The organism is Bacillus sp. V2I10 (genome assembly GCF_030817055.1).
GTDB lineage: Bacteria > Bacillota > Bacilli > Bacillales > Bacillaceae > Bacillus_P.
Genome location: NZ_JAUSYV010000001.1, coordinates 2,781,948 through 2,807,046, shown reverse-complemented (window position 1 = coordinate 2,807,046; position 25,099 = coordinate 2,781,948). Strand labels below are relative to the sequence as shown.

25 protein-coding genes are annotated in these 25,099 nt (G+C 33.7%); 2 read left to right on the top strand and 23 right to left on the bottom strand.

Annotated elements, in window-relative coordinates:
- Positions 1–26: 26 nt before the first annotated feature.
- A complete protein-coding gene (galE, locus tag QFZ72_RS14065; RefSeq protein WP_307434235.1) occupies positions 27–1,112 on the bottom strand; it encodes a UDP-glucose 4-epimerase GalE in 1,086 nt (361 codons plus the stop codon).
- A gap of 179 nt (positions 1,113–1,291) precedes the next feature.
- Between galE and QFZ72_RS14060 the strand changes: the two genes are divergently transcribed.
- Positions 1,292–3,712, top strand: a complete 2,421-nt coding sequence (locus QFZ72_RS14060; protein WP_307434234.1) for a right-handed parallel beta-helix repeat-containing protein — start codon at positions 1,292–1,294, stop codon at positions 3,710–3,712.
- Between the two features lie 183 nt (positions 3,713–3,895).
- On the opposite strand, the gene QFZ72_RS14055 is transcribed toward QFZ72_RS14060, so the two are convergent.
- The 19 genes from QFZ72_RS14055 to QFZ72_RS13965 all read right to left on the bottom strand — a co-directional run bounded on the left by QFZ72_RS14055 (position 3,896) and on the right by QFZ72_RS13965 (position 22,146).
- Positions 3,896–5,437, bottom strand: a complete 1,542-nt coding sequence (locus tag QFZ72_RS14055; protein WP_307434232.1) for a lipopolysaccharide biosynthesis protein — start codon at positions 5,435–5,437, stop codon at positions 3,896–3,898.
- A gap of 27 nt (positions 5,438–5,464) precedes the next feature.
- Complete coding sequence (locus tag QFZ72_RS14050) at positions 5,465–6,724, bottom strand: peptidase (RefSeq protein WP_307434231.1); 1,260 nt, start codon at positions 6,722–6,724, stop codon at positions 5,465–5,467.
- Between the two features lie 31 nt (positions 6,725–6,755).
- Positions 6,756–7,718: a polysaccharide pyruvyl transferase family protein gene (locus tag QFZ72_RS14045; RefSeq protein ID WP_307434229.1), complete on the bottom strand. Its 963-nt coding sequence runs from the start codon at positions 7,716–7,718 to the stop codon at positions 6,756–6,758.
- Between the two features lie 50 nt (positions 7,719–7,768).
- On the bottom strand, positions 7,769–8,959 hold the full coding sequence (locus tag QFZ72_RS14040) for a glycosyltransferase (RefSeq protein ID WP_307434227.1): 1,191 nt from the start codon (positions 8,957–8,959) through the stop codon (positions 7,769–7,771).
- A gap of 9 nt (positions 8,960–8,968) precedes the next feature.
- Positions 8,969–9,709, bottom strand: a complete 741-nt coding sequence (locus QFZ72_RS14035; protein WP_307434226.1) for a glycosyltransferase family 32 protein — start codon at positions 9,707–9,709, stop codon at positions 8,969–8,971.
- Positions 9,706–10,824, bottom strand: a complete 1,119-nt coding sequence (locus QFZ72_RS14030) for a DegT/DnrJ/EryC1/StrS family aminotransferase (protein WP_307434224.1) — start codon at positions 10,822–10,824, stop codon at positions 9,706–9,708. The genes QFZ72_RS14035 and QFZ72_RS14030 overlap by 4 nt, the downstream gene beginning before the upstream one ends.
- A 46-nt stretch (positions 10,825–10,870) precedes the next feature.
- The gene (locus QFZ72_RS14025; RefSeq protein WP_307434222.1) at positions 10,871–11,587 is read right to left on the bottom strand and encodes an HAD family hydrolase; all 717 of its coding nucleotides are present in this window, start codon (positions 11,585–11,587) and stop codon (positions 10,871–10,873) included.
- On the bottom strand, positions 11,577–12,569 hold the full coding sequence (locus QFZ72_RS14020) for an ATP-grasp domain-containing protein (RefSeq protein WP_307434221.1): 993 nt from the start codon (positions 12,567–12,569) through the stop codon (positions 11,577–11,579). Before QFZ72_RS14020 ends, QFZ72_RS14025 begins: the two co-directional genes overlap by 11 nt.
- The gene (locus tag QFZ72_RS14015; RefSeq protein ID WP_307434219.1) at positions 12,553–13,161 is read right to left on the bottom strand and encodes a sugar transferase; all 609 of its coding nucleotides are present in this window, start codon (positions 13,159–13,161) and stop codon (positions 12,553–12,555) included. Before QFZ72_RS14015 ends, QFZ72_RS14020 begins: the two co-directional genes overlap by 17 nt.
- On the bottom strand, positions 13,145–13,324 hold the full coding sequence (locus tag QFZ72_RS14010; protein WP_307434217.1) for a YwzD family small protein: 180 nt from the start codon (positions 13,322–13,324) through the stop codon (positions 13,145–13,147). The genes QFZ72_RS14015 and QFZ72_RS14010 overlap by 17 nt, the downstream gene beginning before the upstream one ends.
- A gap of 11 nt (positions 13,325–13,335) precedes the next feature.
- On the bottom strand, positions 13,336–14,409 hold the full coding sequence (locus tag QFZ72_RS14005; protein ID WP_307434215.1) for an EpsG family protein: 1,074 nt from the start codon (positions 14,407–14,409) through the stop codon (positions 13,336–13,338).
- Positions 14,410–14,436: 27 nt separating this feature from the next.
- A complete protein-coding gene (locus tag QFZ72_RS14000; RefSeq protein ID WP_307434212.1) occupies positions 14,437–15,327 on the bottom strand; it encodes a glycosyltransferase family 2 protein in 891 nt (296 codons plus the stop codon).
- 5 nt (positions 15,328–15,332) lie between these two features.
- Entirely contained in the window at positions 15,333–16,442 is a 1,110-nt protein-coding gene (locus QFZ72_RS13995; protein WP_307434210.1) for a glycosyltransferase family 1 protein, read from the bottom strand.
- Positions 16,427–17,581: a glycosyltransferase family 4 protein gene (locus QFZ72_RS13990; RefSeq protein WP_307434208.1), complete on the bottom strand. Its 1,155-nt coding sequence runs from the start codon at positions 17,579–17,581 to the stop codon at positions 16,427–16,429. Before QFZ72_RS13990 ends, QFZ72_RS13995 begins: the two co-directional genes overlap by 16 nt.
- 54 nt (positions 17,582–17,635) lie before the next feature.
- A complete protein-coding gene (galU, locus tag QFZ72_RS13985) occupies positions 17,636–18,517 on the bottom strand; it encodes a UTP--glucose-1-phosphate uridylyltransferase GalU (protein ID WP_307434206.1) in 882 nt (293 codons plus the stop codon).
- Between the two features lie 13 nt (positions 18,518–18,530).
- On the bottom strand, positions 18,531–20,357 hold the full coding sequence (locus QFZ72_RS13980; RefSeq protein ID WP_307434205.1) for a polysaccharide biosynthesis protein: 1,827 nt from the start codon (positions 20,355–20,357) through the stop codon (positions 18,531–18,533).
- The gene (locus QFZ72_RS13975; protein WP_307434203.1) at positions 20,357–20,539 is read right to left on the bottom strand and encodes a hypothetical protein; all 183 of its coding nucleotides are present in this window, start codon (positions 20,537–20,539) and stop codon (positions 20,357–20,359) included. The genes QFZ72_RS13980 and QFZ72_RS13975 overlap by 1 nt, the downstream gene beginning before the upstream one ends.
- Positions 20,540–20,765: 226 nt before the next feature.
- Positions 20,766–21,434, bottom strand: a complete 669-nt coding sequence (locus tag QFZ72_RS13970; protein ID WP_373464543.1) for a CpsD/CapB family tyrosine-protein kinase — start codon at positions 21,432–21,434, stop codon at positions 20,766–20,768.
- Positions 21,406–22,146 (bottom strand): YveK family protein, encoded by a 741-nt coding sequence (locus QFZ72_RS13965; RefSeq protein WP_307434199.1) that lies wholly within the window; start codon positions 22,144–22,146, stop codon positions 21,406–21,408. The genes QFZ72_RS13970 and QFZ72_RS13965 overlap by 29 nt, the downstream gene beginning before the upstream one ends.
- Positions 22,147–22,567: 421 nt before the next feature.
- Between QFZ72_RS13965 and QFZ72_RS13960 the strand changes: the two genes are divergently transcribed.
- Entirely contained in the window at positions 22,568–22,948 is a 381-nt protein-coding gene (locus QFZ72_RS13960) for a helix-turn-helix domain-containing protein (protein WP_307434197.1), read from the top strand.
- 60 nt (positions 22,949–23,008) lie between these two features.
- Here the strand turns inward: QFZ72_RS13960 and QFZ72_RS13955 are convergent, their stop codons facing one another.
- The 3 genes from QFZ72_RS13955 to QFZ72_RS13945 are packed head-to-tail and all read right to left on the bottom strand — an operon-like array spanning position 23,009 to position 25,046.
- A complete protein-coding gene (locus QFZ72_RS13955) occupies positions 23,009–23,407 on the bottom strand; it encodes a MaoC/PaaZ C-terminal domain-containing protein (RefSeq protein WP_307434194.1) in 399 nt (132 codons plus the stop codon).
- Positions 23,404–23,853, bottom strand: a complete 450-nt coding sequence (locus QFZ72_RS13950; RefSeq protein ID WP_307434192.1) for a MaoC family dehydratase N-terminal domain-containing protein — start codon at positions 23,851–23,853, stop codon at positions 23,404–23,406. Before QFZ72_RS13950 ends, QFZ72_RS13955 begins: the two co-directional genes overlap by 4 nt.
- A 17-nt stretch (positions 23,854–23,870) precedes the next feature.
- Positions 23,871–25,046 (bottom strand): acyl-CoA dehydrogenase family protein, encoded by a 1,176-nt coding sequence (locus QFZ72_RS13945; protein WP_307434190.1) that lies wholly within the window; start codon positions 25,044–25,046, stop codon positions 23,871–23,873.
- Between the last annotated feature and the right edge of the window lie 53 nt (positions 25,047–25,099).

The following is a 25,099-nucleotide window of genomic DNA, read 5'->3' as shown; positions in this document are numbered from 1 at the left end:
AATATATTTTCAACTTTAAATTCTAGCTATACTGTGGTTTTTATTATCTGCTTATCTGAAACAGGAATTGATGAAAAAGAGCTTATTCGTTTTTCATTGTCAACCTCATATCCATTTGGATTATTCAGCTGCCAACGCCAAGAATCACAACACATTTCTTCAATTCCTTTTTTTGCAACCCAATCTAACTCCTTTTGAGCTTTTGTAGAATCCGCATAACTAATTCCAATATCCCCTGATCTCCGGTCAATTATTTTGTATGGTATATTCTTACCTATTACTTTTTCAAATGCGTGGATCATTTCCAATACACTATACCCTTTACCAGTCCCAAGATTATAGGCACTAACACCTACAGAGGATATTACCTTTTCAAGTGCTTTTATATGACCAGCTGCAAGATCAACAACGTGAATAAAATCTCTTATTCCCGTTCCATCATGGGTATCATAATCATTACCAAAGACGTTTATCTCTTTCCTCTTTCCTATTGCAACTTGTGTAATGTAAGGAACTAAATTATTTGGAATACCATTTGGATCTTCACCTATTAGGCCACTAGGATGAGCCCCAACAGGATTAAAATACCGCAGGAGTGCTATGCTCCATTTATTGTTTGACACATATATATCTCTCAAAATCTCCTCGATCATCAATTTGGTTCTGCCATATGGATTGGTTGCTTCAAGAGGTAATTCCTCTGTAAGTGGAACCTGTTCTTGCGTACCGTAAACGGTTGCTGATGAACTGAATACAAGGTTTCTTACTCCGAACTTTTCCATCAATTCAAATAGAATAACAGAACCTGTAATATTGTTGTGATAATAATGCAGCGGCATTTCTACTGATTCTCCTACAGCTTTAAGCCCTGCGAAATGAATTACAGCTTCAATTTTATTTTCTATAAATACAAATTCTAAAGCATGTTTGTCTAATAAATCTAAGTTGTAAAATTTGAAATCTTTATCAGTAATTTCTTTAATTCGGTCTAGAGAAGTTTTTTTTGAATTAGATAAATTATCAATAATAATTATGTCATGTCCAGCATTTAACAATTCAACACATGTATGTGAGCCTATGTATCCTGCACCGCCTGTAACTAAGATTGCCATATGTTTCTACCTCCTAGTAAATGTTTTTATTATATTAACAAGATTAATTCTTAATAAAGAACGAATTGGGTTTATACTATTTTAATGTCAAGCAAATTTCTTTTAGTCCAATCAAAATACCTCTACTTAGAATTTAATATAATGAAAACTAAATATAAGTGAGAGGGAAATAATTTATTATGACGAACTATTCTGGATCCTATCTTGTAGAACTTGACCGTTGGGGAATTAAAAATGATGGATCAGATGCTCCAAATACAACTATTGGAATCAACAATGCAATCATTTGGGCAGCAAAAAATAACTTTAAAGAAATCATTTTACCAAAAGGAATTTACTTAATAGATGAAACTAAAACTCTAGAGCCAGAAAGCTATATGACACTAAATTTAAATGGGTCAACATTAAGAATAAGAGATAACAACTTACCTAATTATGCGATAATTAGCTTTAAAAGAAATCAAAAGTTTTCAAGAATTACCAATGGGAAGATTGAAGGTGATAAAAATTCCCATGATTATTCATCTGGAGGAACACATGAAGGTGGTTACGGCATTCAAATTGGCAGCTTTACTCCATCAGCAGATGGTGGAAATAATACAAGGTTCATAACCGTTGACAACCTTGAAATTTTTAATTGTACGGGAGATGCTATAACTGTAAATAGCACATTTGGGCAAATATTTCCTACACCTACCAATCTAGCCGCTTCCTGGGAGCAAGGCGGTATCAGTACAACTAATGGAACTCTAACGTCTGATCTTAATAAAATCAGATCTAAATTAACGATTGATTTGTCTCAGACACTTATAAAAAGATATGGTTATTTTGGATTGTATGGAAATGGATATGGAGCTTTAGGTTCAGGTATTCTATGTGATTACTTCGATGTAATATTTTATAGAACAGATAACACCTTTCTTTCTTCAAGAAAACAAGTACAATTCTTCGATGAAATAGAAGTACCTTTAGGAGCCAGCTATGCAAAAATTATGTTACATCAGAATCAAATCCCTAATAGCAGTAACTGTTTAATTAATGTAAGAGTACCCTCTTTTCCTCAACACTCTTATATAGAAAAATGTAATCTGCATCATTGTAGAAGACAAGGCATTAGTCTTTGTGGTACTAAACATATATATATAAGAGATAATCAAATTCATCATATTGGAGGAACACCTCCTCAAGCAGGGATTGATGTCGAGGATGGATATGATTTAAATCAATATATATATATAGAAAGAAATAATTTTCATGATAATCACTTTTATGATGTTGTCGTGGTAAACGGAAAATCAATCTTTATAAAAGAAAACAAAATCTCATATACAATTGGTGGCGGAGCTTCATTAGCAATCAATGGTGGTGCGGATAAAGTAATTATTACGAACAATAATTTGCATAACGCCAAAGTAATTCTATCTGGAGATCTTACCTTTGAGAATAATAACCTTTTTGCTACTCAGATAAACGTTTTAGGAACTTACAGTACAAGACCTATAAGTTTATACAATAATCTCTTTCATAACTGTAAATTAGTGATTGATAACCCTTTTCCTTATTTAGTTAAAATTGATGCTTGTAGGTTTTTCAATGATAATGAGAAATTAAATGCTTTTTCAAGTCTTCAATGGACGATAGAGTTTAAAAATGAGCCTCAAATCATATCAAATTGTTTATTTGAAGGACTTGATGTATTTTATTTGACATATGCTGCAGCAACTACCTTTAAAGGAGGATGGATATTTGAAAATAATACATTTAAAAATGTTAAAAACCCATCACTTTTAGCAGGAACCTATACCAACTGTTCATTTATTGGCATTGATTTTTTAGGGACGTTTGCAAATATTAATGATGATCTAGTACTAATTAACTGTGAAATTCACAGTAATGATGTCAATAATACACTGATTAACCTAAATAATCTAAAGTCATTTGTTATGAAAGGGTGCACTATACACAAAAAAAATGGTCATATTTTAAGAATAGTAAATATTACAGATTATATATATCTTAAAAATAATATTTTTAAAGTAATAGATGATACTCTACCAAGATCAATACTACAAATACAACCTTCCACAAGTGGCAACTTAATAATAGAGAATAATATCATTTCTGCTAAAAATCTTAATCAAATAGGTATGGAAATAATGGAATCTAATAATATTGAGTCAATAATTAGGAATAATATTTTAAAAAAGGCAATAATCAAGTTTAGCGGTAAAGAGATACTTGACCATAATATAATAAATAGTGTAATTGACCCTTATTACAAAATGTCAGCAGAACCAACATCTAAATACTTTAGATATGGTCAAAAATTAGAGAACACTAATTTAATGGGATCAACATTTGAAGGTTGGGTATGTGTTAAGGCTGGTTTAGCCAACAATTCATCCTGGAAAGCTAACACAGTTTTCTCATTATATGAAATAGTTAACGCAAATAATAAAGTATACAGATGTATAGTTGCTGGAAAGAGTGGCCTAACTGCTCCATCTCATACATTTGGAACAGCTGCTGATGGTACTGTTACTTGGCAGTATGTTGATGAGAAAGCAATATTTAAAACTTATGGTTTTATTAATAACTAAAAAGAGAAAATGAGGTTTGTTTAACCCCTTTTCTCTTTTTTAAATACAGGTACCATTTAATACTTTATAATTTTTTTAGACCAAATTTGCCTCTCATCATCAGCATTTACAAACATCAAATAGACATGAATGCTTTGAGTAAACCTATATTATTAATTAATATAAATTAATTACTTTTTCCTCCTAGACATCTCTAGCTAATTGCCAGTATTTAAACCTTAGAATAAGTGTTCTTAAAATATTGAATAAATATTTAAACTCATCTGTCTTTTTAAACAACATTAAAAATAAGATATTAGGAATTATTAAAGAACACAATCCCCTAATAATAATGATATTAATTGGTTCAGGATAAATCAAAATGGTAAGACCCTCAATTAATGCTATACAAATGACAACTAGCAAAGAATAACATGTGTATCTTATAAAATATGTTTTAACTGATTTTTTAAATACGAATTTAAAAATAATATAAGGATCATACCAAAAATATGTACAAATCCTACTAAAAACTGTTCCTAAAAAAACTCCTGCTATACCTATTACTTTTGCTAATATTATAGAAGCGACAATATTTATTACGGCAGCAATAATAGGTCTATATTTTCCTTTTTTAAATAAACCCGATGCATCCCTAAATGCAGTAGCAGCATCTTGCATACCAGCAGTATAAAAATTTACTATTATTGCAAATACTATAAATTTATCAAACAGGTAATTTTCTCCTAGCCATAACGTTATAAAAGGATTAATTATATTCCAAAGACAAACAGCGCAAAAACCATAAATCCAAAAATTCGCAAAATTCAAGACGCGGAATATAAAATATTTTTTCTCATCATCTTCCTGCACAATTAAATTTCCAATACTAGCTGTAATAGAATAAAATAAATAACTCAAAAAAGTAGTTAACGTTGCAATAATTAAAAAATAATTAGAATAAATTCCAACTGCTGCAATTCCAACAAACATTGAAATAATTAGGTTATCAGTTCCATTTATAACTACACCACTTATTTTATATAGTAGTAGTGCATATAAATTTTCAAAAAACATTTTTTTTTCATTACAAGTTAATGTAGCATTGTTTTTTCCTTTTAAATATGGATATAGTAAATTTGCTTTATGAGCAATATATCCATTTTCCACTATTCTACATATGATTTGAGTTGAGAGAATTAAGATATAGTTTAATCCAATTAATAATAATGTTATTTGAATCAAGTTAGAAATAAAAATAAACATACTGTGGATTTTAGAAATGATATGATTTCGCTGATCTGCAATAATAATAGAATGTTTATATACAAAATAATAAGATGAAACGGAGTTAAGTAAAAACAAAATATAAATAATGTTGATATTACTAATAGTTGTAGCACCATCAGTAATATATGGAAGAAATGGTATTAAAGATAATCCAATTATTAATACGACGATTGCAATAATCCTATATGCTTTTTTATATAAATTCATCAAAGCTTGTATTTTGTATTTATCTTCTTCAGCAATTGGTTTATAAAGGCTATAGATCATAGCTGTATCGAAACCTAAATTAGCTAGAGATAACATGATTAATATACTCGTAAAAAGTCCCTCAATACCTAAGTATTCAATACCTAATGTATAAATGAATACAGTTCTTACAATAAAACCCATAATCATACTAATGAATTGTCCTGATAAACCGAAAAATATATTTTTTAACGAATTTTGTACTCTCATAAAATTACCTTCAATTTAGACATATTTTTATGCAAATAATCTATTTACTTTTTGGGAAATTTTCCGTTTCAAAATTGGAAAAAAGTTTTCTGTTCTATATTTCAACAATGTTTTTTTACGCTCAGTTACAAAGTCATAATCTAAAAACCATTCCAGCAAATCCCTATATAGTACATTATCGTAATTTTCTTTCATTCTATTTTGAATGTTTACCCAATAAATATTAATAAATGTATTTGTAAAAAATTTAACCTCATAATTCAAGCTTGTTTTAATACTTTCAGATGTGTTATTTTGGATACTAAATCCGAAATCATTAGGATTTTTCCCTTCCGCAATAATGCCCAAAATAGTTCTAAGACATTTCTCGCATTTACAGCAGTTTTCTTCATTTTTAAAACAAACTCTAATATTAGCAATCTCTTTTTTATCTGAATAATAATCAACTACCACTTTTACCTTATCTTGCCTAGTCAGCTCATATCCATCATGAAATACCATTCCAGATGCATACCGAATTTCATTGTCTACAGTAGGATCAGATGCACATGTTACTTTATATTGTGGAGAGTTAGAACTTGCAATATATATACATTTAATCTTTAGCATAAATGCAATAGGGATTGCTGCTGAAATGATAGCTAAACCATGATGCAGTCCATGCCACCAAGAATCTCCCAACTTTTTGCTGAAATCCCTATTAATTTCTTGCCCCATAATAAATGTCCCATAATTTGATTGAACTAGTATATTATCTAATCCATAATTTTCTCCAAATTGGATTGCGTTATTCTTATCAGCTTCCCAAACTTTACTAAATTGTACGTTATTCTCATGCCATCCATACTCCGTAATTAATATGGGGTTTTTATCTTTAATTCTGATAAAAGTAGTAAGTGCATCAAGCCCTCCACTAAACAAAGATGCTGATTCTCTTTCAGGTATATACGTATTAGTAACAACTTCATTTACTACTAACGAGCCTTTAAACTCAATATTAGGAAACATATTTTGATATGCATGCTTAATATTCTTAAGACACTCAAAAAAGTTTCTATCTAATTCATCAATTAATATTCTTGCATCTGAAATCCATACTAGAGGAATTACATTTGAAATAAAAGGAATAGTTAAAACGCTTTTGGGAATATCTTTAATATCATAATTATATTCAAGAAACATATGATTTTCTTTTTTAAAATACTTTTGCATTCTTCCATTAACACTAAAAAAATAATCTACTCTGTTATTTTTGATTTCTATTTTATCGAGAATTATTTCGTTCATTTTATCCTCCATTTTAGTGTTATTTTTAGATTTAAAATTGATTTAGCCATTCATTTACTACATCAAAATTAACATTTACATTTGTTTTTATTTCAGAATTAATCATTGTTTCAAGGTTAGTAAGGTCTTTTCTATCTAATATATTTAGATTATAGCTTTCACTCATTCCACTAGCTCTTTCATCGATTGAAATTATTATCGATCTTTTTTTATGCCGCATTGCAAATATACCACCATGTAATCGAGTACCAATATAATCGACATCTTTGCTAAGAACATTCTCATAATCTTCAATAGTAGGAGGCACTATTTTTACTTTTTTAATATTTTTTAAAGAATTTAAATAATCAAGATCTTTTATATCTTGAATCCAAAAATAAATATCTTTGTAATTTCGATTCAGAGTATCTATTAATAATTGATCATTTATAGTGTCTTGAGAATGATGCGTAAGAGTAAAAATTACTGAATCTGATTTTGTTTTTGGAATTTCATTACATAGCTCTGGAGTCAGTGACCATAAAGTAGCACATCCTGTATTTAAGGCTTTAAAACCAATATCCTCCAAAATTTTCTTAGTTCTTTCATCTCTTACACTATGAACATACTCATGTGACAATATTTTTCTATATAACATTTTTGTATATCCGCTTATCTTCGTACCTTTACCTGCACCTACACCTACCAATATACTTCCTTTCAATGGTTTAGAATTAAAGATATTTATATTCCACTGAGGAAAATGAGTAAGCATATCCATCGTTAACAAATTGGAACCACCCACAAATTTATATTTTGAATTACTATATACCTGAACTCTGTAAGAATTTCTTGCAACTTGATACCAATGAAAAGGAGAAGTGTGAGTAGGTAAAGTTAAAACATATGAATTTTTTGTTTTAACTGCTAATTGCTTTTTTACACACTTCATAATGATGTCATCACCTTTGTTTAATGATCCAACTGAAGTATCTAACAAAAGAATATTATCCATTAAATCTAAACCTCTTTTCTATTTTTCTATTTCAAATATTATTATCTATTTTAAAAAAATTTATATAATTTGTTTAATTCAAACTGATTATAATAATTCGTATTTTGACAGTTCCTCATCAAACTTTCTCTGAGATTTTCATCTTTGTATAATTTTTCTATTCCATCTACAATGCCGTTGATAGATAAATCGGTAATGTACCCATCAATTCCATCTTTTACTTGACTTGGTGCAGTTGAATAATTTGTAATTACAACAGGTTTATTAAGTATTTGAGCTTCTCCTACTGTTACGGCTTTTCCTTCATATCTAGATGGTTGAACATATAAGTCAGCCACCCTAATATATGGATAAGGATTGGATTTTTTTCCAAGCAAGATAAAACTATCTTCAAGTTTAAATTCTTTAATCAAATCCTCAATTAAAGATTCATCTCCTCCGTACCCTACAACATACCAAGAAATATCATTGTAACCCTTTTCTTTCATGATCTTTAATGCTTTTACAGCATAATCAATTCCTTTTGCGTGAGAAAATCTTGCTACAGTTACAATTTTAAACCTATTGTCTTTCAACATGGGGTTGTTAACTGGTTCGATTGCCATTTTTCTTATGAAATCTGGAGATGTAATATTTTCTATGACAACTACTTTATCTTTCAAACTACTATATTTAGTAAGAAATGCATGTTTACAAGCCTCAGAAACTGCAATAATGTGATCAAATTTCCTCCACAACTTTAAATCAACAGAAATATTTGTTTCTACTGTAGAATAATCCGTATGAATCCAAGCTATTTTCTTTTTTGCCTTCACCTTTTCTGATACATAATAATGAGGCCACAAATAACTGATTGCAACATCATATTCTTTTTCTTCTTTTGGTAAAAAAGGTAAAGCATATAACCACATTAGCTGCATTTGATAATAGCCTGGCTCTTTAATTTTTTTGAGTTTTCCTAAGAAATTTGAATTTACCTTAGATAATAGTCTTGATATTGCTATTCCAAACTGTTTATCTTTTATAGTTTGACCGATTGATTTTCTGAATGAAGAGTATTGCTTAACTTCATCTAATAAATTAACTTTATTATGAACTAAATTTAAAAAGTCTCCTTGGTGCCTATATAACATTAAATCAACTGAATATTTTTCGTAATTGAAATTATTTAGCAAAGCTACAAGACTTCTTTCTACACCCCCTACTTCCATATCGTATGAGGCTACTAATATCTTTTTCATTTCTGCCACCTATACCTGAGAAATTATTTTTCTGATTTTCGCAATATTTTTTCCGCCTATCACATTCGCTGCTACTTTTTTTATGTTGCTTTTCATTCTTGAAGTGGGCGATAACCAGCTTTTATGAAAATGATGTATTGCATAAGTGTTTTCAGTAACAAACCTTCTATAATTTATATAATCAAATGGAGAAAAATAAGTTTGAGGGTAAAACACACCTAAATTTTCTATCTCTTGATATTCTCCATTCAATTTTAAGGACCTTTCTTCTAGTATCCTAGAAACAATAGCAACGTTTGTGAGTTCATCGAAAGTTCCATCATTATTTTTAAAATTTTTATCTCTATATGCATCCAAGAAAATTTTAATTAACTGATTACCCTTTGCAGCACCTATTGTACTAGTAGCGATAAAATTCTCTTGTTCAAATCCCCAAAATGAATCATGATGTAGTAGGTCATCAAATGATTTAAAAACCTCTACATCAGTGTCTAAGTAGATCCCTCCGTAATGATACAAAGCATATACTCTTACAAAATCACTAACAAAGGCAAACTTTTTTGCTTCATATGCCTGTTGAACAAAAGGATTACTATTCATATCAAAATTTTCTTCATTCCATTCTTTAAACTCATAGTCAGAGAGATTTTCGTTCCAGCTTTTTAAACACTTCTTTATAATTTCTGGCTTCTCATTTCCACCAAACCAACAGAAGTGAATAACTTTGGGAATCCTATGTTTTTTTTTCATACTGAAATCTCCATCATTGCTGTTTTCACACAGGAAATAACTCTCTCTTTTTCTTCTTCAGACATATTCGATCCTGATGGCAAACAAACGCCATTCTTAAACAAAAGATCAGAAATGCTTACATCTTCATCATGAGGAAAGTATTTATTTTCATTAAAAAGAGGCTGTAGATGAAGTGGTTTCCACACATTACGAGCCTCAATATTCTCTTCTGCAAGTAAATTTAAAATAGATTGAACTGAATCAGACGTTTTATTTCCTTTAATAGTAAAAGCGGTGAGCCATCGGTTCGATTTCGTGTGTTTTAATTCTGGCATAAATTCAATTCCTGGTATTGAACCCAATTCTTTTTGGTACCTGTCATACAAAGTCCTTCTTGCATGAACTCTTTCTTCCAAAACCTCTAATTGTCCTCTACCGATCCCAGCAAGGATATTGCTCATACGATAGTTGTATCCAATTGAGCTATGTTCGTAATGTGGGGCAGGATCTTTAGCTTGTGTTGCCAAAAATCTTGCTTTTCTTATTGCATCCACATCATCAGAAACAAGCATTCCACCACCTGAAGTCGTAATAATTTTGTTTCCGTTGAACGAAAAAATGCCGAATTTCCCAAATGATCCGCTGGCTTTCCCTTTATAAAAAGACCCAAGAGATTCTGCTGCATCTTCAATTATTGGTACATCATATTGGTTACATAATGCAATAATTTCTTCCATTTTTGCACATTGTCCATAAAGATTTACCAATACCAGTGCTTTGGGCAGCTTTCCATTTAATGAAGCTGATATTAATGCCCTTTCAAGTGCTTGAGGAGACATGTTCCAAGTTTCAGGTTCAGAATCTATGAAAACCGGTATTCCCCCCTGGTAAAGAATTGGATTAGCACTTGCAACAAAGGTTAATGTGGAGCAAAATACCTCATCCCCTTTTTGCACATCTAATAAAGAAAGAGCCAAATGAATTGCTGCAGTACCTGAACTTACGGCAACAGCTTCACTGACTCCTACATAACTTGCTATTTCTTTTTCAAAAGCATCAATATTGGGACCTAATGGCGCAATCCAATTTGTTTCAAATGCTTCATTAATATATTTTATTTCTTTACCGCTCATATGTGGAGCAGATAAATATATTTTTTTCTTAATCTTATTCCCCTCCTTAAGAGTAAGTAGCTTCTTTATCATAAGTAATAAAAAGATGTTGGAATTCCGGTATGACTGATATTTTTTTCAAGTTATTAATTTTGTAATGTGCCATGTACTCCTGTTTTTCAGTTATATTTGAATAGACTCCATTTTCTCTTTCGACATGAACAGTTTTCCAACCCAGTTTATTTGCTGTAACAAAATCCTTTTTTACATTGTCTCCTATATACATACATTCATCATGCGAAACTTGTAAATTTATACATATTTGTTCATATGGTCTTTGACTTGGTTTCCAATGGTTCCTACCGAATTGATCAGTAAGTATAATAGAATGGAATTTTTGAGTTAATCCCAATGATTGAACTTTGTTTATTTGCGCCTCAAGAAATCCGTCAGATATAAGTCCCACTTTTACTTTTTTTTCTATATGGTTTAAGACCCATTTGGCATCATCCAATAAAAGAATTGAAGGTTTATGAGATCGATAAACATTTATCATTTTTTGTATTATTTTCTCATCGTAAGGAATTTTTAATAAATCTAGGGTTTTATTAAATATGTATTTGTTCTCTCCAGTTTCAAAAAAATTCATTGCAATACCGTAAAATCCATTAACACTATAGTTCTTCATAACCCATTTTTCCAATTCATGCATGCCGCTTCTCACATAATCACTTTCATAATAAAGAGTATCATCCATATCAAAAACAACAGCCTTAATTGGCATAATTAATTCTCTCCGTGTAAACTGCTTCATCAAATCTAAGCATTGTTAGATTTTCTTTCCAAGAATAATCTTGAACCGTGAAATTTTCTCCTTTACAAGCTTGAATCGTCCATAATGGAAAATTTGCACCAGCTTGAATAGATAATGGAATTCCACCACCAAACCTCGGATTTATTTCAATAAATGTTATATCTCCATTAGTCTTCTTAAAGAGCTGCAAAGTTAAGCAACCGACTGGTTGTGGTAATAAATTTACTACTTCCTCAACAGCATTAATTATAATTCCATTCTTTTCTGTTACTCCTTTACTCACTTCACCTGCTCTTGTTTCTATGCGCATCCTAGGCACAATCGTCTTAATATTTCCTTTAAAATCAACCATAACATCAACTGTATACTCAGTACCCTCAACAAATTCCTGTACCATAGCATTTGGAATATACTCACAAAAAAAATCAAGCTCTTTTTCATTTAAAATTTTTGTAACACCTTTACTTGAACTTCCATCAAGAGGTTTAATAAGTAAAGGGAACCTAAATGCTTTTTTATCAAGTTCTTCATTAGTATAGACTTTAGGAGTTTGTAATCCTTTTTCAACAAAGAAATCATAAGTTTTCGTTTTGTCAGATGCGATCTCGTTTAATTCAACACTAGAAACTAATACCTTAACTCCTATTTCTTCAAAAAGGGTACGACTTTTAGCTAAGAGTGTTAATTCAGTATCAATTAAAGGAATAATTAAATGTATCGATTCTTGCTTACAGATATTAATTAGTTCCTCCAAGTACTTAGGGCTGCTTATTTTGGGTACTATCATATGCTTGTCGCTAAAATAAGCTGATGGGACATTATTTTTTAAATCAGCAGTTATAATTTTCCCTCTTATATTATACTGATTATAAACCTCTTTAAAATTATTTATTAACGCAACTCTTCTTCCAGAACTTGTAAATAATATATTTATCTCATTTTCCTTTTTCATTTTTTAAACTCCCTCTAAAAACTGGCATAGTTGCATGTTCACCATGCTTTATTCCTTCTGAAATTATTACCTTTTTAATTGTTAAAAACAAAATTTTTAAATCTAGGAAAAAACTTTGATTTTCAACATACCACACATCTAATTCGAACTTTTCTTCCCACGAAATACTGTTTCGACCGTTTATTTGAGCCCATCCAGTAATACCGGGTTTGACTAAGTGACGCTTTTTCTGTTCTCCAATATAAAGCGGTAAATATTCCATTAATAAGGGTCTAGGTCCAACTAAACTAATATCGCCCTTTATAACATTAATCAATTGAGGAAACTCATCAATACTTGTTTTTCTTAAAAACTTTCCAAAAGATGTTAACCTATACTGGTCATGTAAGAGTTCACCAAATTCATTTTTTTCATCAGTCATTGTTCTAAATTTATAAAAGTAAAATGGTTTACCAAACAAGCCAGGTCGCTGCTGTTTAAAAAAGATAGGTGATCCTAACTTATTTTTCACTAGAATAGTTACTGTAATCAAAATAGGAGAAAAAAGTATAAGTATTATTATAGATGCAGCTAAATCAAAAATACGTTTCATCTTCTTCCCCTTTCATGCTATTGGAATTTGCCATAATTTCAAGTTCTATTTCATTAACGAATTCGAAAACACTTATATTTTCAGACTGCTGTCCTTTTTCATAAACATTCTGGAGAAGTTTTCGTAAGTTCTCTTTGCTTATTATTTTATCTACTAATTCCATAACATTACCTCTTAAAATTTAATATAATCACTTCTGTAAATAATCCCTAATGAAATTACATGTTCATACACAAAATATATTAGGTAACAAACTAGTAACGAATAATATATGAACTTCTTATTACTTTCTTTAAATAAATGTATTAACCAGGAAATCAGAATTAAATTGTATAAACTAAAATAAATGTTAAATCTTGCAAATATCCAATTTTGTGTTGCAATAATCATGAAAATGACACTTATCATGGCTAAATTTACAATAATATCACTCTTTGGCCAAAGTTTTCGAAGCTTTTCACGACCCAAAAAAGCTATTACTAAAGGAACTGCTTCAACAAGTACCCTTAATTTATTGGCACCTCCTTCAGAAAAGCTTTCATAGTCCCCATATTGTGAATCTTCTATTGCCGAGAATATTAATTGAGAAAATTCATTAAATCCCATAACAATTAAGACAGTAGCTGTTAGCAAAATTACTGTAACCTTAGTCCAAGCTTCTCTTCTGACTATGAAATAAATTGGCAATAAAATAAGTGCGCTTTGATGAAAGGTACTTGCGAAGATCACAAGTAAAAAATACTTTTTAACTTCGCCTGCTAGCAAAAATTTTGTCCCCCAGAAAATTATCGATGCTGCTAAAAATTGACGTATACCATTCATAGAAACAGTAAACATACCAGAAGTAATATATACATATAAACTCAGTTCGAACAATCCGGTGTATTTATAAAGTGTTACTACGATTAGTAAATTGGTCGCTAATGCAGTAATGAAAATTAAGACTTGAGGATCGGAAGTTAAACTTTTTAACATCATCTGAAGAACTCCAAAAGCTGGGTCCTTATTCTCTAATATGTAATCCCATGTAAAATCAGTTTCTTGATAAGCATGCATATAAAAATAGGTATCACCAATTGTATTTCTTAGTCCTGAAACTAAAGCTAAGACTGAGAAAGTCAAAAAAACTAAAAATTTATTTGGAGAGACAAAAGTTGAGTAGGTAAAAGTACCATTCATTTTCGCCGAATACCTCGAAAAAAAAGCAAGCACAAAAACCAATAATAATGTAATCCAAAGAACTGTCACTTAAAATGACCTCTTCTCAATGCTTTTTTAATAATCTGATGCAACTGTTTTAAATAAAATATGAAAATAAAGTGCTATTCCGAATGGTAATGCTAAAATAGTAAGAAGTTTATTTGGTGACTCGTATATAAACTTACTATTTTTATAAAATAGACAGCTAGATACATAATGAATACACTGTCTATACTTAAATCCTAGATTTGCTGATTTTAATTTCATTAATTCTTTTCTATAGAAAGCAAACCCCTTTGGATTCTTTCTATATTGCTTTAACATGTTTCTTGAAGAGCCATCTTCCAAGTATTCTACGCAGCATAATACCTCATTAAAGAGAAGCATTTCATATTCTTCATCCAGTTTGAAGTACTTGTAAGCAAGGCCTACATATTTTTCCCCTTTAAAAATTGGATAGGGATAGTTTTTTGATACTTCAGTTCTGTATACGAGTTTTTTGTCACCTGTGACTCCATATTTATTATAGAGGTCAAATAATGTTGATTTTTTTAGATGTTCCGGCAGTTTTGATCCAATGATTTGTCCATTTGTATTTGAGTCAATTCCAATCATTCCGCTTACTTTATTGGATCCATTAATTGACCAAAATTTTATTATCTTTTCTACGGCATCATCAGGCATATAGTCATCAGAATCGATACAGACATTAAGCTCAGTTTCGATATGGTTGTATGCCGTGTTATGGGCTCCATGCATTCCTTGATTAGGTTGCTGGATATATTTTATATCAATAGTTCCTTCATCTATCCAGCTTTTAACTAAACTTGGAGTATAATCTGTAGAACCATCATCAATAATTAGCCATACAAAGTCCTTGCTGGTTTGACGCTTTAAACTTTCATAACAATGGTGCAAGCAATAAGCGCGATTAAAAGTTGGTGTAAAGATTGTTAACATTTTCATATGCTTCACCTCGAGATTGCTAAATAATATTCTTTAGTCCATGCAGAACTGTGTTGGATATCGTAGCCTTTATCAGAAAGATTATTAAAGTTTATATTCCTATTGATTTTGAGCTTTTGTACCTCATGTATATTTTCAATCCATTCTGACATATTTGTGTTAGAAGTATATTTAATTAAATTAACATCCATATCAACTTCATTTGAAATATTATCAGAGATGATACAAGGTAAACCTGATGCCTGTGCTTCAACCAGCGTAACCGGCAACCCTTCATGCAAAGAAGGGAAAACAAATAGGTCGAATGCTTGTAATAAAAGTTCTACATCACTTCTAATGCCTAGAAATTGAACTTTATTTTCGATATTTAAATCTTTAACCTTATCTTCAATTGTTGACCTTAATGGCCCATCACCAACTAATATTAATACTGCATTTGGAACAGCTTTTAATAATTCGTTAAAAATATCAATCAAAAATATATGGTTTTTTTGATGATTAAATCTGCCTATATGACCAATTGCTACGCTGTTTTTTTCAATTCTAAGGTCTGCTCTTACCTGATCTCTAATAGCCTGTGAGAAAGCAAACTTGTTAATCTCTATCCCATTTTTTAGGATTGTTGAGGAGCTTGCTTTACTTTTGAAAAGCCAATTTGCTGCTACTCTCGAACATGCCAGATAATGTGTCGATGCTTTAGAGATTTGACTACCCGCGTAACTTTTATAAATCTTAGCAGGAATTCCGCCTTCACTTTGAGTATTATGACTATGTGCAATTCGTGTGGGGATACAAGCCTTTTTCGCAGCACGCAAAATAAACCCGCTCATTTTATCCATATGGGCGTGAACGATTTTGTACTGGCTATTCTCTTTAAAAAATTGATCAAGATGTTTAATGTAATTTCTATGACCGCACTCAGTGATATAGGGAATCCTATGAATTCTACCTCCCAATTCAGTGATCTCATCATCAAATACTCCTGGTTTACTTGTTAAGAAATCAAATTGAACTTTTGAACGATCTATATTTCGATACAAGTTCATAATTAATGTTTCTGCACCACCGCGGTTCATGTTTACTACGGCATGCAAAACTCTTATAGGACCGCCCACTTCAAGGCCTCCGTTTCTCTCATGTATTTCTTGTAGATTTTACTTTTTTCATCAAGCACTTGTTTAATGCTGTACTGGTTTTCGATTAATATCCTGCCATTGCTACCATAGATTTTCCTTTTAAGGTGATCAGTTGCAAACGAATAAATTTGATCTTTCATTGTCTGAACATCATTGTTTCGAACAATATATCCATTCACCCCATCCACCACAAGCTCCCCATGCCCACGATTCTCAGTGGCAACAACAGGCAGCCCGCAAGCCATAGCCTCCATAATATTGACTGGGAGTCCCTCACGTAGACTTGATCCTACTGCTAAATCGCACATTGGTAAAATGGTATCGATATCTTTTCTGAATCCCAGAAAATGAACCATTTTCTCGATTCCCAGCGTCTTAGTAAGCTGTTTACATTCTTCTAAAAGAGCTCCTTCCCCAGCCAATAGAAGTTTAGCATTTTGGAGGTTATCTTTTAATCGTGACATAGCATGCAGCAAAAATTGCTGGTTCTTATTCTTGTTAAACTCTGCTGCGTAGAACAGAATGAAGTCATCTTGCTCCATTCCGAATGTTTTTCTTCTTTTCATTTTTTCATTTTCCGAAATCGGTTTGAACTTTTCAGTGTCTACCCCTACTCCATGAACGTGTTCAACTTTTCCTGCTGCAAATCGCCGTTCCATTGCCAGAAGATAATCTTCTTCATTAATCGTAATCAGACAATCCGTATAAGCTGAAAGCCATTTTTCGATTGGGTAAAAAGTCAGCCAATTTTGAATCGGCGCTCCTTTGCAAAAGTGAAAGCCATGTGCCGTATAGATGACTTTTGTGCCTTTTTTTCTTGCTTCTCTTGCAGCTAGCCGGGTAAGAACGCCACCAACAGGTGTATGGCAATGGATGATGCTGTAGTGATTTTGATTAATGATGTTCTTTAGCTGGCCAAATGCAATCGAGTTTCTACTATTAAATGGTGACCGTTGAATGGGCAGGTTGTATTTCTGGTCAACGTATGGAAGCTCAATATTCCCAAGTGCAGCTACATGAACTTCCCAGCCTTGTTCTTTAAACCATTTTAGTATTGGTAGATGAAAGCTTTTAAAGTGGTAATCAACTGTTGCCGTAAAAAGCACTTTGTCAGGCATTTTTATCACCCTGCTCAAACAAAAAACACTCAATTGCACGAGTGTTTTAGTTCATTATTTTTTGGAGAATTCTTTTTCCATTAGATTTGATAAGTAATGAAGCAAATCGTATTTCAGTTCGCTATGTTTAAGAGCAAATTCAATGGTTGTTTTGATGAAGCCGAGTTTTTCACCTACATCATAGCGGATGCCTTCAAAGTCATAGGCATAAACGGCTTCTATCTGATTAAGAGCGGCGATGGCATCTGTAAGCTGGATTTCTCCGCCGGCTCCTGGCTTTTGATTGTTTAATAGATCAAAGATTCTTGGACTTAAAATATATCTGCCCAGGATGGCTAAATTAGATGGCGCTTCTTCCATTTTTGGTTTTTCAACTAAATGGTTTACATTGTATAAACGATCGCTGATTTTGGAGCCATCAACAATCCCATACCTGGAAACCTCTTCATCCGAAACATGCTGCACGCCAATAATAGAGGCATTATAGCGTTCATATTGTTCGATCATTTGTTTTAGACAAGGTTTTTCAGCTGCTACAATATCATCACCAAGTAAGACAGCGAATGGTTCATTTCCAATGAATTTGCGTGCGCACCAGATCGCGTGTCCAAGTCCTTTTGGTTCTTTTTGACGTATATAATGAATATCCACGAGTTTAGATGACTTTTGGACTTCATTTAATAGCTCCAGTTTCCCCTTCTCCAGAAGGTTTTGTTCGAGTTCAAATGAGTTGTCGAAATGATCTTCAATCGCTCTTTTTCCTTTACCGGTAACAATGATAATGTCTTCAATCCCTGATTCTACTGCTTCTTCGACAATGTATTGGATGGTCGGTTTATCTACGATTGGAAGCATTTCTTTCGGCATCGCTTTAGTGGCTGGCAGAAATCTTGTGCCAAGTCCTGCTGCCGGAATAATGGCTTTTTTGACTTTCATAAGTAATCTCCTTTTAACTAGGTATCGACAATAGCGCCTTAATAGAAACACGATGATTAGCAAGATCTAACAGCTGTTCACGCAATTCGTTTTTCTCCATTTCAGAAAATGTATCGATGATATGTTGGATTTCCTCTATATAAAGAGTAGCTGTTTTCCCAACGTAAATCTTCGGATACACTTGCTGTTCATGCACTTCATCATCTTTAAGCAATTCTTCAAACAGCTTTTCGCCAGGCCTCATGCCGGTGACTTCAATATCAATGTCATCAAGTGAATGTCCTGACATTTTTATCAGGTTTTTAGCGAGATCAATAATTTTGACAGGTTCCCCCATATCAAGAACAAAGATCTCTCCGCCCCGTGCGAGTGCTCCTGCTTGCAAGACAAGCCTTGAAGCTTCTGGAATGGTCATAAAATAACGGACCATATCCGGATGCGTGATTGTTACGGGACCGCCTTTTTCAATTTGCTTCTTAAAAAGCGGTATCACGCTGCCTCTGCTTCCCAAAACATTTCCAAAGCGGACGGCTACAAATTTTGTCTTGCTGATCTGGTCAAAGTGCTGGATCAGCATTTCAGCGAGTTTTTTAGTTGCACCCATGACGCTAGTGGGATTTACTGCTTTATCCGTTGAAACCATGACAAAGATCTCAACATTTGCCCATCTCGCAGCACTTGCAGCATTACGTGTGCCTATAACGTTGTTTTTGACAGCTTCTTCTGGATTTCGTTCCATTAACGGTACATGTTTATGGGCGGCTGCATGGTACACAATATAGGGCTGATGCCTGCCCATGACATCAAACATTTTTTTCTCATCCTGAAGATCCGCAATTTCGGTGACAAGTTCAATCTGATGTTTTTCTGCTTCTGCTCTCAGCTCCATTTCGATGGAGTAAATGCTATTTTCTCCGTGACCCAAAAGGATCAGCTTCTTTGGTTTAAACTTTGCAATCTGTCTGCATATTTCTGAGCCGATTGATCCTCCAGCCCCAGTAACGAGAACGACTTTTCCTGAAATGTTGTCAGAAATGCTTTCTATATCAAGTTCAACAGGCTTGCGTCCTAAAAGATCTTCTACACGGACTTCTCGGATTTGATTGACAGATACTTTTCCGGTTATTAAATCTTCAAGCATGGGAATGATTTGTGTTTTTGCTTTTGTTTTTAGGCATTCGTTGAAAATATTCTGCAGTCCTCTTTTGTTTAAAGAAGGTATGGCTATAATAATATTATCAATTTCAAACTCACGGACTTGTTCTTCAATTGTGCATACCCCGCCTATAACGGGAATGCCAAGAATATCAAGCTTTTGTTTATGAACATTATCATCAATAAAAGCAACTGGATACATATCTGTATCAGCACTCTTTTTCAGCTGTCTTGCGACCATAGTTCCAGCTGAGCCTGCACCAATTATTAAGGTTCTTTTCTTGCTGCTTGATTTGCTTATGTATGTATCACGGACCATTCTCCAGCAAAAACGAGAGCCTCCTATCAAAAGCATATGAATCATCCAAGTTACTGCCAGCAGTCTGAAATGAATTTCAGTTTCAACCAGCTGCTGCATGACAGCAGTTGCAGCGATTGAGTAAGTTATGGCTTTAAAGATAATAAGCAGTTCCCCGATGCTCGCGTATTCCCAGGCCTTGTTATATAGCTTATATATGAAAGAAAAAATATGATGACTGATTAATAAGGTCAGTGAGCTGATGACTAATGGGATTGTAAGGACATGCAGGTCTGCCTCTAGAAGAAATCGGCTGAAGAAGATGGCAGAAAGAACGATAAATGAATCAACTAAAATTAATAATGAAAGCCTTCGATGGTAGGTCATCAGCTCATCCTCCTGCGCATTCTTTTTTTTCTTTCGGTCCCTTTTGAAAGAAGCAGCGATCTTTTATAAATGGAAACATTGATGAGTTTTTTTATTTCATTCAGCTGCTCTAAGCTTGCATCCTGCTTAATATAGCGGACCATTTTTTTCAATGATTTCGGGTACTGATCAAATGGATTCAAGATAAACACTCCCTTCTCTTTAATATAAATCTTAACTTTATGCTCTTTTAAAGAACATAAAGTTAAGATTTATATGAATTGGGGCATTTAACCCCTCCTCACACCACACTACCGACGACTCGCGTCTAAGGCTTTTTGGCCCACAGCATGATCGAGTGCCTCCATTGATATTGGATAGGAGACATCACCAGATATTCTTAATTAAGAACGAATTTTGCAAATTTTTTTATTTGTATTCGTTGAGCACAATTCCGAGCAGTGTTGCTCTTACAGCTGACAGGATTTTGTTTGCTTCTAACGCTTCTTCTTTATCTGTTTTGCCGTTGTTAACGACCAGTACTACTCCATCACATTCATTGGCTAAGATTTTCGTATCAACCACATCAAGAACCGGCGGACAGTCAAACAAAATCAAATCGTATTGATCAAGCAGTTTGGCCATTAAGTCTTTCATTGCCTGAGATGCTATGATTTCGGAAGGATTATGCGGAATCGATCCGCTTGTTAAAATAGCCAGCCTTCCAATCTCTGTTTGGTGAATCGCTTCACCTAAAACGGCATTTCCTATTAAAACATTTGTTAGTCCAACGTTATTTTCAAGTTTAAAAGCATTATGTATGGCAGGCTTTCTTAAATCACCGTCAATGAGCAGTACTTTTTCTCCCTGAAGGGCAAATGAAACCGCAAGATTTGTGACAGTGGTTGACTTCCCTTCTCCATACCCTGGAGAAGTAATGAGAAGAGAACGATACTTTTGATCAATAGAAGCAAATTGCAGATTTGTTAAAATCGTCCGATACTGATCTGAAATCAGGCTGTTTGGATTGAAGTAAGAAATTAAGCTTTTTTTTCTTGGCGGAACGGTGTTAAATGGATTTTGAACCAAAGGTTTCACTCCTTAAAGGCTGTTTCTTTTTTACATTTCCTTTTGTTGTATTCCGCTTTGACATTTTTGAAACAGCACCCAGAATTGGTGCATCAAAAATCTCTTCTACCTCTCTTTTGCTGCGGATGCTGTCATCCAGTGAATCCAGCAAGAAGACGAGGCCAACTCCGATGATGATTCCTGCAATAATCCCCATCATAATGTATCTGGAATGATTTTCATTGATAGGGTAATAGTTTGGCTTGGCTTTAGCCAATATCTCCATGCCATCAATGACGATAAACTCCGGAATTTCATCTTTAAATATTTTAGCTGTGGTATTAGCGATTTTAGCTGCAAGTACTGGATCTGAATCTATCACAGAAATATTGATAACTTGTGAGCTTCCTATTGTTTCAACATTTATTTGACCGCTTAGAGCTTCACCCGAACGGTCCAAATCCAGTTTTGCTGCTACTTTCTCAAGAACAGCTGGATCCTTGATAATGACGTTAAGTGTGTTAATTGTTTCTGCAGTTGTATTAATCATGATACGAGTCGATGTTGCATATAAAGGATTTGTATAAAAATAACTGTAAAAACCTGCAAACATAGTGGTCAGCAGCGTAATCACCGCAATCATCCAAAAACGCCTTTTAATAACTGTAAAAATTTCTTTAAGATCGATTTCCTTTTCTTTGCCAGAGATCAGAGGTTCATCATGAAAATTAGGATTTTTCATAGGTTCCACCTTTCAAAGTGAGAGTTCTTCATAAAGAACATTGATAGTAAATAAACAGAGATTCGATTTCCTAATATGTTCTTTATTTTAGTTCTTTATAAAGAACGTGTCAAGCAGATAGTTCTATATATTATTATGAATTTTTCAAATATATTCTATCATTCTATTTTTGTTTTCTTCTTATAGTGACAATTATCTTGTTTTCGATAATATGAGCTGTTCTTAATGTATGCTATTTTACCTAGTTGTAAAAACTGTCAAAATTCTTTGTTTTTTCGTTAAAAAGAACAATTAACTCCCGATTACTCAGTAATACTCGCTTAATCGTACAATTTTAATATTTTATAAAGAACAATATGTTCCTTATAATGAAAGAGCAAGTTACTATTTTATCAGAATTGGCTGATTAAGGAGACAAGAAATGGTTGGTGATCGCTTACGGGAGTTAAGACAGGAAAAGGGGTATTCAATTAGCGAGCTTTCAGAGCTTGCCGGAGTTTCAAAATCTTATTTAAGTTATATAGAACGCAATATTCAAAAAAATCCTTCCCTGCAGTTTCTTCGTAAAATTGCTATGACACTCGAGGTAGATTTAGAATATCTCCTAGGGCATGAAAGGAATCAGTTTAGTGAAAACATTGATGATGAGTGGCGGGAGTTATTGAACAAAGCAATTGAAGATGGACTAAGTAAAGAGGAATTTAAAGACTTTCAGGAATATGCCAAATTCAAAAAGTGGAAGCATGGAAAAAAACAGATATCTGAATTTATTATTGATGATAAGACTCATGGTTCCAAATAAAACATGTTTCCAGTTTTAATAAAGAAGACCTCTCATCCTATAGGATAAGAGGCTTATTTATTATATCCTTCTAAACACGACATCCCCCTTAACAACCTCTCCCCCATCCTGATTCACAGCCCTTACATGAAACTTTGCCAATTCGTCATTCATCTCAAAAAGATCCGCCTGCATAGTAATCACATCACCCAGGAACACCATTCCTTTAAAACGGATGGAATAGTCTTCTATATAGCCTTCTTCATAGAACGGAGAGAAGAGTTTGGACATGCTGCCCATTGTCCACATGCCGTGTGCAATGATGCCCGGAAGACCTGCTTTTTCTGCTTCTTCGTCAATGGTGTGAATTGGGTTGTAGTCGCCTGAAGCTCCGGAGTATTTAATGAGATCCATCCGTGTGACAGGCGGAAGTGTGATGTCCTCTAAGGGCTCTCCCAGCCGAAAGTCAGCGATCGTCATACGCTCATCACCTTCCTGACTGCTTCTGTAAGAATAACAACTTGTTTCATTGAAAAAATCAAATCTCCTTCTTCTGTCTCTCCCAATCTCTCAATTGTAAGCATGCCCATACTTCCTCCTCTCCCCGTCCGCTCCTTATAGTTAACAAGTCTTGAAGAACAAAAGACTGTATCGCCGACTAACAGGGGTTTTTCATAATGAAAAGACTGTTCACCATGTATCAGGCCTTTAGCCGGCAGCTTCAATCCCTCAATTGTGCCGTAATTTAAGGTAACGGGAAAGGTGGGCGGTGCCAGAATCCGCTTGTATTTTGAACGTGCGCCGGCTGCCTCATCTATAAAAAGAGGGTTCTCATCTCCGATCGCTTCAGCAAATTTTCTGACTGTTCCCTGCTCAATTGAGTTCTTCACTTTTTCGGAAGCGCTTCCAATTAAGTGTTTGAACATGGGTTTCGCCTCCTTTTTTAGATGAATTGTCCGATTTTGACATTTCCTTTTAAAAGATTGCGGGAAAGAATTAAGCGCTGAATTTCATCCGTTCCGTCATAAATTCTCCAGAGGCGGGCCTCACGATACCAGCGTTCAATCGGGAGTTCTCTTGTATAGCCCATTCCGCCATGGATTTGGAGAACACGGTCGACAACTCGATTCCCCATATTAGAGCCGTATAATTTGGCCATAGATGCCAAGTGACGGTTGTCTTCGCCTTGGTCAAGCGTGAAAGCAGCATTTAGAACCAGCCATTTGGCAGCCTCAATTTCAGTTGCTGAGTCTGCAATTTGCCATTGAATGGCTTGACGGTCAGCGATTGGCCTTCCGAATGTTTCACGTTCTTTTGAATAATCAATGGCCATCTGCAGCAGGCGTTCGGCTGCTCCGACAGCTGTTGCCCCTACGATCCATCTTGCAAAACCGATCCATTCGAGCCCAAGTTTATACCCGCCGTGCAATTCCCTGAGTATGTTTTCTTCAGGAACACGGACACCATCGAAAAATAAGCTGGCCGGTCCCCACTCGCCCATTGTATGAATATATTCAGACGTCCAGCCCATATCCCGGTCAACGATGAAACATGTTACGCCGTCACGGCCTGTTGCCCTGTGCTTTTCTTTATCTGTTATCGCAATAACCATAACGAAATCTGCTTCATTTCCGCCTGTAATAAACGTTTTTTCACCATTTAGCACCCATTCATTGCCGTCTTTTACTGCTGTCATCTGAATATTTCTTGTATCAGATCCTGCTGCTGGTTCTGTCATCGCAAAACAGGATTTTTTGTCGCCATTAATTGTTGGAATTAAATACTTTTCCTTTTGTTCTTCATTCGCATAATAGAGAATGTTGTCTGCTGAGCCGCCAAAGCGGAACGGAACGAATGTTTTGGATACTTCCATTTGTACAATGGCAAGCATCATCTGGCCAATATCTGCACCGCCGTATTCTTCAGGCGTATTAATGCCCCAGAAGCCGGACTGCTTCGCCTTTTGCTGAAGCTCGTGCATTTTTTCTTTAGAGAGACTTGGCTTTCCTTCTAATTCATTTCTAAGTACGGTATTTTCAAGAGGCATTAATTCATTTTCAACAAATTTACGGATTGTTTTTTGAACCATTCTCTGTTCATCTGTTAAACGCAAATGCATAACATTCACTCCATCCATTTAAAATACTAACCAGTTGGTATGTTACTAGTGTA

Bases quoted from the DNA above. Each gene is read 5' to 3' on its own strand.
- QFZ72_RS13945 (WP_307434190.1), bottom strand. From the start codon at position 25,046: ATGCATTTGCGTTTAACAGATGAACAGAGAATGGTTCAAAAAACAATC.
- QFZ72_RS14045 (WP_307434229.1), bottom strand. From the start codon at position 7,718: ATGGATAATATTCTTTTGTTAGATACTTCAGTTGGATCATTAAACAAA.
- QFZ72_RS14060 (WP_307434234.1), top strand. From the start codon at position 1,292: ATGACGAACTATTCTGGATCCTATCTTGTAGAACTTGACCGTTGGGGA.
- QFZ72_RS14055 (WP_307434232.1), bottom strand. From the start codon at position 5,437: ATGAGAGTACAAAATTCGTTAAAAAATATATTTTTCGGTTTATCAGGA.
- QFZ72_RS14035 (WP_307434226.1), bottom strand. From the start codon at position 9,709: ATGAAAAAAAAACATAGGATTCCCAAAGTTATTCACTTCTGTTGGTTT.
- QFZ72_RS13960 (WP_307434197.1), top strand. From the start codon at position 22,568: ATGGTTGGTGATCGCTTACGGGAGTTAAGACAGGAAAAGGGGTATTCA.
- QFZ72_RS14000 (WP_307434212.1), bottom strand. From the start codon at position 15,327: ATGAAAATGTTAACAATCTTTACACCAACTTTTAATCGCGCTTATTGC.
- QFZ72_RS14020 (WP_307434221.1), bottom strand. From the start codon at position 12,569: ATGAAAAAGGAAAATGAGATAAATATATTATTTACAAGTTCTGGAAGA.
- QFZ72_RS14040 (WP_307434227.1), bottom strand. From the start codon at position 8,959: ATGAAAAAGATATTAGTAGCCTCATACGATATGGAAGTAGGGGGTGTA.
- QFZ72_RS14030 (WP_307434224.1), bottom strand. From the start codon at position 10,824: ATGAGCGGTAAAGAAATAAAATATATTAATGAAGCATTTGAAACAAAT.
- QFZ72_RS14010 (WP_307434217.1), bottom strand. From the start codon at position 13,324: ATGGAATTAGTAGATAAAATAATAAGCAAAGAGAACTTACGAAAACTT.
- QFZ72_RS13965 (WP_307434199.1), bottom strand. From the start codon at position 22,146: ATGAAAAATCCTAATTTTCATGATGAACCTCTGATCTCTGGCAAAGAA.
- QFZ72_RS13990 (WP_307434208.1), bottom strand. From the start codon at position 17,581: ATGCCTGACAAAGTGCTTTTTACGGCAACAGTTGATTACCACTTTAAA.
- QFZ72_RS14050 (WP_307434231.1), bottom strand. From the start codon at position 6,724: ATGAACGAAATAATTCTCGATAAAATAGAAATCAAAAATAACAGAGTA.
- QFZ72_RS13955 (WP_307434194.1), bottom strand. From the start codon at position 23,407: ATGACGATCGCTGACTTTCGGCTGGGAGAGCCCTTAGAGGACATCACA.
- galE (WP_307434235.1), bottom strand. From the start codon at position 1,112: ATGGCAATCTTAGTTACAGGCGGTGCAGGATACATAGGCTCACATACA.
- QFZ72_RS14015 (WP_307434219.1), bottom strand. From the start codon at position 13,161: ATGAAACGTATTTTTGATTTAGCTGCATCTATAATAATACTTATACTT.
- QFZ72_RS13980 (WP_307434205.1), bottom strand. From the start codon at position 20,357: ATGACCTACCATCGAAGGCTTTCATTATTAATTTTAGTTGATTCATTT.
- QFZ72_RS14025 (WP_307434222.1), bottom strand. From the start codon at position 11,587: ATGCCAATTAAGGCTGTTGTTTTTGATATGGATGATACTCTTTATTAT.
- galU (WP_307434206.1), bottom strand. From the start codon at position 18,517: ATGAAAGTCAAAAAAGCCATTATTCCGGCAGCAGGACTTGGCACAAGA.
- QFZ72_RS13950 (WP_307434192.1), bottom strand. From the start codon at position 23,853: ATGTTCAAACACTTAATTGGAAGCGCTTCCGAAAAAGTGAAGAACTCA.